This window comes from Mesorhizobium sp. M1182 (assembly GCF_040318335.1).
Taxonomy (GTDB): Bacteria; Pseudomonadota; Alphaproteobacteria; order Rhizobiales; family Rhizobiaceae; genus Mesorhizobium.
In genome coordinates this window covers 147789-158039 of sequence record NZ_JAMYMD010000004.1, presented here as the reverse complement: position 1 = coordinate 158039, position 10251 = coordinate 147789, and the positions used below count along the sequence as shown (strand labels likewise).

Here is a 10251-nt window from a genome sequence, read left to right as displayed (position 1 = left end):
TGCGCTAGGGTGAGCCGGCATCCTATTTACACAATAACGATCCAGAACCGATTCTGCCCGATTGCAAATCTCCGGCGCCGGAATCCCATCCTCAAAAAGGGATAGTCCATGAAGAACCCCGTCGAAACCTACATGAACCTCGTTCCGATGGTGGTCGAACAGACCAATCGCGGCGAGCGGGCCTACGACATTTTCTCGCGGCTCCTCAAGGAGCGCATCATTTTCATCACCGGCCCGGTCGAGGATGGCATGGCGACGCTGGTCTGCGCGCAGCTGCTGTTCCTCGAGGCGGAGAATCCGAAGAAGGAAATCAACCTCTATATCAACTCGCCCGGCGGCGTCGTCACCTCCGGCATGGCGATCTACGACACCATGCAGTTCATCAAGCCTGCGGTGTCGACGCTCTGCATCGGTCAGGCCGCCTCGATGGGCTCGCTGCTCTTGACGGCGGGCCACAAGGACATGCGCTTTGCCACGCCGAACGCCCGCATCATGGTCCACCAGCCTTCCGGCGGCTTCCAGGGCCAGGCTTCCGACATCGAGCGCCATGCCCAGGACATCATCAAGCTGAAGCGCCGCCTCAACGAGGTTTACGTCAAGCACACCGGCAAGAGTTATGATGAGATTGAAAAAACGCTCGACCGTGACCATTTCATGACTGCCGACGAGGCCAGGGATTTCGGCCTCATCGACAAGGTCATTTCGTCACGTGAGCCGGTCGAAGGTATTGCCTTATAGGCCCGCGGTGGCAATGAGTGGCGGGATCACGCGCTTTTGGCGCAGCTTGCGGCATTTCGGCCACAATTGGCTGTTCCCTCGACGGGTGCAATTGCCTACGTTAAGGCTATGTTGATTTTCGACGGCTTAGCTTTGCGTGGGGTTGTTCGAATCATTGCCTCGTTTTCCGATTTGTGTTTCGTACGGAATGCGTTGCGGGAGCCGGGGCACTGGCGGCGGCGGATTCCCGCGATAGATTGAATATGCGCCCTTTCAACCAGACCATCGGCGGGCGGCCATGAAAGGACATGAAAATGAGCAAGGTCGGCAACAACAGCGGTGATTCCAAGAACACGCTTTATTGCTCGTTTTGCGGTAAAAGCCAGCACGAAGTGCGCAAGCTGATCGCCGGGCCGACGGTGTTCATCTGCGACGAATGCGTCGAACTGTGCATGGACATCATCCGCGAGGAGAACAAGACCTCGATGGTGAAGTCGCGCGAGGGCGTGCCGACCCCGCAGGAAATCCTCAAGGTTCTCGACGACTACGTCATCGGCCAGCCTTACGCCAAGCGCGTGCTGTCGGTGGCCGTCCACAACCACTACAAGCGCCTCGCCCATGCCGGCAAGAACAACGACGTCGAGCTGGCGAAGTCGAACATCCTGCTGATCGGCCCGACCGGCTGCGGCAAGACGTTGCTGGCGCAGACGCTGGCCCGCATCATCGACGTCCCCTTCACCATGGCCGACGCGACGACGTTGACCGAGGCCGGCTATGTCGGCGAGGACGTCGAAAACATCATCCTGAAGCTGTTGCAGTCGGCCGACTACAATGTCGAGCGCGCCCAGCGCGGCATCGTCTATATCGACGAGATCGACAAGATCTCGCGCAAGTCGGACAATCCCTCGATTACCCGCGACGTCTCGGGCGAGGGCGTGCAGCAGGCACTTTTGAAGATTATGGAAGGCACCGTCGCCTCCGTGCCGCCGCAGGGCGGCAGGAAGCATCCGCAGCAGGAATTCCTGCAGGTCGATACCGCCAACATCCTGTTCATCTGCGGCGGCGCTTTCGCCGGCCTGGACAAGATCATCTCCGATCGCGGCAGGAAGACCTCGATCGGATTCGGCGCCATCGTCGCTTCGCCCGAGGATCGCCGCACCGGCGATGTTTTCCGCCTGGTCGAGCCTGAGGATCTGTTGAAGTTCGGCCTCATTCCCGAGTTCGTCGGCCGTCTGCCTGTCCTGGCGACGCTGGAGGATCTCGACGAGCCGGCGCTGATCCAGATCCTGACCGAGCCGAAGAACGCGCTGGTCAAGCAGTATCAGCGGCTGTTCGAGATGGAGAATGTCGACCTGACCTTCCATGAGAACGCGCTGTCGGCGATCGCCAAACGCGCCATCGAGCGCAAGACCGGCGCACGCGGCCTGCGTTCGATCATGGAAGCGATCCTGCTCGACACCATGTTCGAGCTGCCGGCACTGGAAGGCGTGCGCGAAGTGGTTATTTCGGAAGAGGTGGTGTCAGGCAACGCCAGGCCGCTCTACATCTATTCCGAGCAGAAGGAAAAGAAGGGCAACGTCAGCGCCTGACGTGAGCCGGCAATGGATTTTTCTGAAACGGCGCCGCAGGGCGCCGTTTTGCTGTCGCACACCGCGTACGGCGCCGCGTAATGGCTGCGGATTGGAGGACGGACCGTGTTGACCCTTGATCTTTACCCCCTGTGCCTCCAACTAAAGGCGGAAGGCCGTGGTGCCGAATTCTGTGCTGTAAAACTCCCGTCACAAACGGTGGTAGGCGGAACGATCCCCGGTCGTTAATATGAGATTCGCGGTTGGCCGATTGGCGGCCGCGACATGAAAGGTTGGACAATGGCCAAATTATCCAAGGCTCCCAGCGACGGCGTCTTCGCAGTCCTCCCACTGCGCGACATCGTGGTGTTCCCGCACATGATCGTTCCGCTCTTCGTCGGGCGTGAAAAGTCGATCAAGGCGCTGGAAGAAGTGATGGGTCAGGAAAAGCAGATCCTGCTCGCGACCCAGATGAATGCCGCCGACGACGATCCGGAGCCCGATGCCATCTTTGACATCGGTACGCTCGCCAATGTGCTGCAATTGCTGAAACTGCCGGACGGCACCGTGAAGGTGCTGGTCGAAGGTGCCTCGCGCGCGAAAATCGTCGCGTTCACCGACCGTCCCGACTTCCATGAGGCCCGTGCTGCGGCGCTGGTCGAACCGGAGGAGGAAGAGGTCGAGGTCGAGGCGCTGGCACGTTCCGTGGTCACCGACTTCGAGAACTACGTCAAGCTGAACAAGAAGATCTCGCCCGAAGTGGTGGGTGCCGCCAGTCAGATCGACGACTATTCCAAGCTCGCCGACACGGTCGCCTCGCATCTTGCCATCAAGATCCCCGAGAAGCAGGAGATGCTCGCCACGCTGTCCGTCAAGGAACGGCTGGAAAAGGCGATGGGCTTCATGGAAGCCGAAATCTCGGTGCTCCAGGTGGAGAAGCGCATCCGCTCGCGTGTCAAGCGCCAGATGGAGAAGACGCAGCGCGAATACTACCTCAACGAGCAGATGAAGGCGATCCAGAAGGAACTCGGCGAGGGTGAGGACGGCCGCGACGAGGCCGCCGAGATCGAGGCGCGGATCAAGAAGACCAAGCTCTCCAAGGAGGCCCGCGAAAAGGCGGAAGCCGAGCTGAAGAAGCTGCGGACGATGTCGCCGATGTCGGCTGAATCGACCGTCGTGCGCAACTATCTCGACTGGCTGCTGTCGATCCCGTGGGGCAGGAACTCCAAGGTCAAGCAGGACCTGGCCTTTGCCCAGAATGTGCTCGATACCGATCATTTCGGCCTCGACAAGGTCAAGGACCGCATCGTCGAATACCTCGCTGTGCAGAGCCGCCAGAAGAAGCTGAAGGGGCCGATCCTGTGCCTCGTCGGACCTCCCGGCGTGGGCAAGACCTCGCTCGGCAAGTCGATCGCCAAGGCGACCGGCCGTGAGTTCATCCGCATGGCGCTGGGCGGCGTGCGCGACGAGGCCGAGATCCGTGGTCACCGCCGCACCTACATCGGCTCGATGCCCGGCAAGGTCATCCAGTCGATGAAGAAGGCGAAGAAATCCAACCCGCTCTTCCTGCTCGACGAGATCGACAAGATGGGCCAGGATTTCCGCGGCGATCCGTCATCGGCTTTGCTCGAGGTGCTCGATCCCGAGCAGAACTCGACGTTCATGGACCATTACCTCGAGGTCGAATACGACCTGTCGAGCGTGATGTTCGTGACGACGGCGAACACGCTGAACATCCCTGCGCCCTTGATGGACCGCATGGAGATCATCCGTATCGCCGGCTACACCGAGGACGAGAAGATCGAGATCGCCAAGCGTCACCTGATGCCCAAGGTGATCCGCGACCACGCGTTGCAACCGAAGGAGTTCTCCGTCGGCGAGGACGCGATCCGCGGCATCATCCAGACCTACACCCGTGAAGCGGGCGTCAGGAGCCTGGAGCGCGAGCTGATGAAGCTCGGGCGCAAGGCGGTGACCGAGATCCTGAAGACGAAGAAGAAGACGATCAACATCACGGCGGACAATCTTGCCGATTACCTTGGTGTTCCGCGCTTCCGCTTCGGCCAGGTCGAGAGCGACGATCAGGTCGGCGTGGTCACCGGGCTCGCCTGGACGGAAGTCGGCGGCGAGCTGTTGACGGTGGAAGGCGTCATGATGCCCGGCAAAGGCCGCATGACCGTGACCGGCAATCTGCGCGATGTGATGAAGGAATCGATCTCTGCGGCGGCCTCTTACGTCCGCTCGCGGGCCATCGATTTCGGCGTCGAGCCGCCACTGTTCGACAAGCGCGATATCCACGTCCACGTGCCAGAGGGTGCAACCCCGAAGGACGGACCGTCGGCTGGCGTGGCGATGGCGACGGCGATCGTCTCGGTGCTGACCGGTATCCCGGTCAGGGCCGATGTGGCGATGACCGGCGAGATCACGCTGCGCGGCAGGGTGCTGCCGATCGGCGGCCTTAAGGAAAAGCTGCTTGCCGCACTTCGCGGCGGCATCAAGAAGGTGCTGATCCCGGAAGAGAACGCCAAGGATCTGGCGGAGATTCCGGAGAACGTGAAGAGCGGCATGGAGATCATTCCGGTCTCACGGGTTGGCGAAGTGTTGCGCCATGCGCTGGTGCGCATGCCGGAACCGATCCAGTGGGTCGAACCCGTCAATGCGCCGGCCGTGGTCGATGTCGGAGACGAGGCTGGTAAATCGCTGGCGCATTAGTGCTTGCTAAAGTTGCAATGCACAAAGAGAGAGCCGGGCCTTGAGCCCGGCTTTTTCATGTGAAGAACCGCGGATTTCCGGGCTTTTTTCGACTTTCCTGGCGCTTTTCGACTTGGTTGCCGGAGCGCTTCTTTCTAAAGTCCGTTTCCTGCCGGATGAGTCGAGTGTTCCGGTTTTCTCATGGAAGGGAATTTTTATGAACAAGAACGAACTGGTGTCCGCTGTCGCCGATGCCGCGAGTATTTCGAAGGGTGACGCGCAGTCGGCGGTTGATGCGGTGTTTTCCGTGATCACCGGCGAACTGAAAAAGGGCGGCGATGTCCGGCTTGTCGGCTTCGGAAATTTCACCGTGTCAAAACGCGCCGCGTCGACCGGCCGCAATCCGCAGACCGGTGCGGAAGTGAAGATCCCGGCGCGCACCGTGCCGAAGTTCTCGGCCGGCAAGGGCCTCAAGGACGCGGTCAACTAGGCGCCTCCTTAAGTCTTTCAGAGAAAAGAAAAGCCGGCATATCCGGTTTTTCTTTTCTGTTGGAAAAGGCGGCGCTATGCCGTCGGCGCGTCGGTGCGCATCAAGCCTTCTTTCTTGAGATCGGTCCACAGCGCCGATGGCAGCTTTGCGTCGAGCAGGGAGCGATTGCTTTCGACTTCGCCCGGCCGCTGACCGCCGGGGATTACCGAGACGACGGAAGGATGCAGCAGCGGGAACTGCAGCGCCGCCTCGATCAGGCGCACGCCGTGGCGTTTGCAGACGGCCTCGATGCGGGTGACGCGGTCGATGATGTCCTGCGGCGCCTCCGAATAATTGTAGTAGGCGCCGGGGTTCGGCCCGGTTGCCAGGATGCCGGAATTGTAAGGCCCGCCGAGAACGATGCCGATGCCGCGTTGCTGGCATAGCGGCAGGAAAGACTGCAGCGCTTCCTGCTCCAGCAGCGTGTAACGCCCGGCAAGCAGGAACAGATCGAAATCGCCGCGCTCGGCCAGCGTCTGGGCAATCTGCCACTCGTTGATGCCGCCGCCGAAAGCCTTGATCACGCCCTGGTCGCGCAATGCCAGCAATCCGTAGTAGCCGGAGCTCATGAATTCCTGGATGCGCTGGTCCGAGGCTTCCTTGCTGCCATGGGTGAAGATGTCGACATCGTGGACGAAGAGGATGTCGATGCGGTCGACGCCGAGCCGTTCCAGCGAGGCTTCGAAGGAGCGCATGACGCCGTCATAGCTGTAATCGTAGACCTCTCGGCGCGATGGGGTGTCGAAGAATTTGCCGATGCCGGTGCGCTGTTCCGGCGGGCAGGCGCGCATTATGCGCCCGACTTTGCTGGACAGCACGTAGTCGTCGCGCTTCTTCGAACGCAGGAACGGATTGAGCCGCGTTTCGGCTAGGCCTAGCCCATAAAGCGGCGCGGTGTCGAAGTAGCGGCAGCCGACCCGCCATGCCGCCTCCAGCGTAGCATTGGCATCCTCGTCGGAGACGGCGCGGTAAAGATTGCCGAGCGGTGCGGTGCCGAAGCCGAGCTCGGTGAAGGTGATGCCGCCATTGCCGATGCGGTCGAAATGCCGTGTCTTCATATGTCGTCGTTTCCTCATTCACGATTTGCCGTGACACTATCACGGCTGTAGCGCATCAAAAGCACTGCGTGTCGTTGGACACCGATTTTCGCGGTGATAGCATGAATGAAAACAAGCTGTTCGGGGCAAAGGTGACTAAGATATTCAAATGGTTCTCCGGCACCTGCAGGCTGGTGCAAATGTCATGACAGACGCCGGCGAAAACCTGTTTGGGATTGCGCTGAACGAGCTTGGCACCGTGCTGGAGCGTATCGACGCAAGCCGCATCGACGCCGCTTGCGCCATCTTGGCCGGTGCGAAAAAGATCGTCACCTATGGCTGCGGCCGCGAGGCGCTGCAGGTCAAGGGTTTTGCCATGCGGCTCTATCATCTCGGTCTGCCGGTGTCGGTCGTCGGCGACATGACCACGCCGCCGCTGGGCGCGGGCGATGTCTTCCTCGCCAGTTCCGGCCCGGGTGAGACGTCGACGGTGCTGACCTTGATGCAGGTCGCGCGCGAGGCCGGTGCCACAGTCCTGCTGCTCACCGCGCAAGCCGACAGCACTGCCGCAAAGCTGGCCGACTTCACATTGCTTATCCCGGCTCAGACCATGGCCGACGACCAGGGTCCCGAAAAGACATCCGTCCTGCCGATGGGCTCGGTTTTCGAAGGCGTGCTGTTCGTCCTCTTCGAAGTGATGGTGCTGAAGCTCAGGGATCTGACCGGCGTCTCGCCGGGAGCGATGCGCGCCCGCCACACCAATATGGAGTAGGTGTCATGCGCTACGAATTGATGCTGCCGCATCAGATACGCAAGGTGATCGCCGAAAACTGGCCGGTCGTGTTGCCGCTGGGTGTGCTTGAATATCACGGCGAGCACATGGCCGTCGGCATGGACACGCTGGCGGTGGTCAAGAGCCTGGAACTGTTCGAAAAAGAAGCCGAGATCGTCATTCTGCCGCCCTTCTATTACGGCGCGGCGAGCTATGCTGTTGCAGCACCGGAGGGCAGTGGTTCGCTGCAGGTCGGCGGCAATGTGCTGGCGCCATTTGCGGAAGAACTGTTCTATAGCCTGCTGCGCATCGGCTTCCGCAACATCCACGCCATCATTCACCACCAGACCGAAAATTTTGCCGCCGGCATGCCAACCGATCTCGCCTTCAAGGCCGCCGGCCGGCAGGCGATCTTCCGCTTCCTGGAGAAAGAACGTGGCGAAGGCTGGTGGGGCTCTGCGGCGATGGCCGACTATTATGCCGAGCACGCCGAGGGCAGCAATTTCTTCAACTGGGTGCAGGTGCATCCCCTAATGCCGGCTTCAATGCACAGCCGGTACCCGTTCGACCATGCCGGCACCGGCGAGACGTCGCTGATGCTGGCGCTGTACCCGGAAGCGGTGGATTCCGGCCGCTTCGCCGACAACACCGGCTGGTACACGGCAAGTGCGCCCGAAGCCTCGGCGGAATTGGGGCAAAAAGGGGTTGCCATGATCCTCGAGCATTTGCGGGCAACGCTTTCGGGTTAGCGCTTTTCCCTTCTCCCACAACAAGGGGAGAAGAGAGAGCCGGCGCAGTTATTTCACCGCGCCCGCTGTCATGCCCATGATCAGGTAACGCTCGAGCGCGATGCCGATGACGGCGAGCGGTGTGATGGCGGCGGTGGCAAGCGCCGCCATCGACCACCAGTTGATGCCTTGTGAGCCGGTCTGGCTGGCCACCATGACAGGAATGGTCTTTGCGTCGGTCGAGGTCAAAAGCGCGGCGAAGAAATACTCGTTCCAGCACAGCACCATCGCCAGGATGAAGGCGGCGACCATGCCCGGCAGCGCGATCGGCATGACGATGCGCAAGAAGGCGCCCCAGATCGACAGGCCATCGACGAGTGCTGCCTCCTCCAGCTCCACCGGGATGGAGTTGAACTGGTCGCGCATGATCCAGATGACGATCGGCAGCACCATCAGCGTATAGAGCAGGATCAGCCCGACGCGTGTGTCGAGCAGGCCGACCTCCCGGTAAAGCACGAGGAAGGGCAAGGCCAAAACCACCGGCGGCAGGATCAGCTGAGACAGGAAGAAGAAGGAAATATCCTCGTTCCTGAACCAGGCAAACTTGTAACGATAGCGGGTCAGCCCGTAGGCGGCGAGGCTGCCGATGACGATGGCGAGGGTCGACGCACCGACCGAAGTGATGACCGAATTCATGAAACGCTTGATGAATTCGTCGCGCACCGTCGACGTCCGAAAGATCGAGTCCGGCGACAGGCCGAGCGAACGCCAGCCCTTCCAGTCGGGCCGGAAGTCGACGAACGGGATCAGATGGCCCTGGGTGACGTCGACCGCGGTCTTGAACGAAGTGGTTATTGTCCAATAGATCGGGAACAGGCAGATGAAGGCCCAGAAGATGAGCGCGCCGTAGATGAAGACGCGGTTGGCGACGAAGCTCGCCGGCGAGCGAATTTCGGAAGCGGCATAGTCGGTGGTCTGAACGCTCATCTTGCCGGCCCGATCAGTTGACGTTGCGCACGAAGCGGCTGGCGAACTTCAGCAGCCAGGTCACGAACACGATGATGATGATCAAATAGGCCATCGCCAGCATCGTGCCGTAGCCGACGTTCGAACGGTCGCGATATTCGCGGTAGATGAAACTGGACACCGAATCGGTCGCGCCGCCCGGCCCGCCGGAGGTGACGGTGATGATGATATCGGCGAGCTTCAGCTTGAAGATGATGCGCAGGATGACCGCTGTCACCGACACCGGCAGCATCAGCGGGAAGGTGACCTGCCAGAAGGTCTGCCAGGCAGTGGCGCCATCGACACGCGCTGCCTCGAGCACCTCGCGCGACATCGCCTGCAGGCCGGCGAGCAGCATGATCATCATGAACGGGATGAACGTCCACGCGTCGAGCACCATGATCGAGATGCGGGCGGTGATCGGGTTGGAGAAGAAGGCCGGGTTTTCCCAGCCGAGATGCCGTGCCAGTGTCGCGGCCGGCCCGAAGCGGTATTCCATCAGCGACTTGCCGATCATCCACGACACCGCCACCGGCGACAGCATCAGCGGCATGAGAAACACGACGCGGAAGAATTTTCGTGCCCTAATCTGCGCGTTGAGCAGCAGCGCCAGGCCGAAGGCGATGACATATTCGACGAACACCGCCAGCACGTAGAGCACCATGTTGAACAGCGCATTGCGATAATAGGCGTCGTTCAGCATCTGCCAGAAATTGTCGAGCCCGTTGAACTGCCGTCCGCTGAAGGAACTGAGGTTCCAGTCGGTCAGCGCGATGTAGAAGCCGAACAGCGTCGGGAAGATCACCATGGCAATGGTAAACAGCAGCGCCGGCAGCAGGAACAGAGCGCGCTGGCCGTCCTCGCCGCGCGTCAGCACCTGGCCGATGCCGAGCGCGACACCCCACAGCACGTAGGCGTAGACCACCGGCCGCCAGGTGTCGAAGCCGATAGTGTCGACCTCGCTCTTGTAGAGGATTTGCAGCGCGATCACCGCCAGAAGGCCGAGCGTCGCAGCAGCCATCAGCGCCCAGCCAAGCCGTTTGCGGCTCCGCGGAATCAGGTCGGATGGCACGGCGCCTGCCGGCCATTCACTTGTCGACAAAGTCTGGTCAGCCAGGGTCCGGTCAGCCACGCGTCTTGCCTGTTCACAGGAGGCTCGATGACCGGCCGAGCCGATCGAGGCCGGGCCGGTAAAGCGGATGTC

At 61.0% G+C, this 10251-nt stretch carries 9 protein-coding genes; 6 read left to right on the top strand and 3 right to left on the bottom strand.

From position 1 onward, the window contains the following. The first annotated feature begins 108 nt into the window (after positions 1-108). The 4 genes from NKH33_RS07880 (at position 109) to NKH33_RS07865 (ending at position 5466) form a co-directional block, all read left to right on the top strand. Positions 109-738 carry an ATP-dependent Clp protease proteolytic subunit gene (locus NKH33_RS07880; RefSeq protein ID WP_023674655.1) on the top strand — a complete coding sequence of 210 codons (630 nt, stop codon included), beginning with the start codon at positions 109-111 and terminating at the stop codon, positions 736-738. A 293-nt stretch (positions 739-1031) separates the two neighbouring features. Further along, positions 1032-2306: an ATP-dependent Clp protease ATP-binding subunit ClpX gene (gene clpX / locus NKH33_RS07875; protein ID WP_006332719.1), complete on the top strand. Its 1275-nt coding sequence runs from the start codon at positions 1032-1034 to the stop codon at positions 2304-2306. A gap of 279 nt (positions 2307-2585) precedes the next feature. Continuing rightward, positions 2586-4997 (top strand): endopeptidase La, encoded by a 2412-nt coding sequence (gene lon, locus NKH33_RS07870; RefSeq protein WP_352501552.1) that lies wholly within the window; start codon positions 2586-2588, stop codon positions 4995-4997. 196 nt (positions 4998-5193) lie between these two features. After that, entirely contained in the window at positions 5194-5466 is a 273-nt protein-coding gene (locus NKH33_RS07865; protein ID WP_006201846.1) for an HU family DNA-binding protein, read from the top strand. Positions 5467-5540: 74 nt separating this feature from the next. Here NKH33_RS07865 and NKH33_RS07860 read toward each other — a convergent pair whose 3' ends face one another. Continuing rightward, the gene (locus NKH33_RS07860) at positions 5541-6563 is read right to left on the bottom strand and encodes an aldo/keto reductase (RefSeq protein WP_352918810.1); all 1023 of its coding nucleotides are present in this window, start codon (positions 6561-6563) and stop codon (positions 5541-5543) included. 184 nt (positions 6564-6747) lie between these two features. On the opposite strand from NKH33_RS07860, the gene hxlB reads away from it, so the two are divergent. Then, positions 6748-7314, top strand: a complete 567-nt coding sequence (gene hxlB, locus NKH33_RS07855) for a 6-phospho-3-hexuloisomerase (protein WP_352918808.1) — start codon at positions 6748-6750, stop codon at positions 7312-7314. 5 nt (positions 7315-7319) lie between these two features. Then, positions 7320-8063, top strand: a complete 744-nt coding sequence (locus NKH33_RS07850) for a creatininase family protein (RefSeq protein WP_352918806.1) — start codon at positions 7320-7322, stop codon at positions 8061-8063. Positions 8064-8111: 48 nt separating this feature from the next. Here NKH33_RS07850 and NKH33_RS07845 read toward each other — a convergent pair whose 3' ends face one another. Both NKH33_RS07845 and NKH33_RS07840 read right to left on the bottom strand, forming a co-directional pair. Further along, positions 8112-9029 (bottom strand): carbohydrate ABC transporter permease, encoded by a 918-nt coding sequence (locus tag NKH33_RS07845; RefSeq protein WP_352575954.1) that lies wholly within the window; start codon positions 9027-9029, stop codon positions 8112-8114. Positions 9030-9042: 13 nt separating this feature from the next. After that, positions 9043-10164, bottom strand: a complete 1122-nt coding sequence (locus NKH33_RS07840) for a carbohydrate ABC transporter permease (protein WP_352456633.1) — start codon at positions 10162-10164, stop codon at positions 9043-9045. Positions 10165-10251 lie beyond the last annotated feature (87 nt).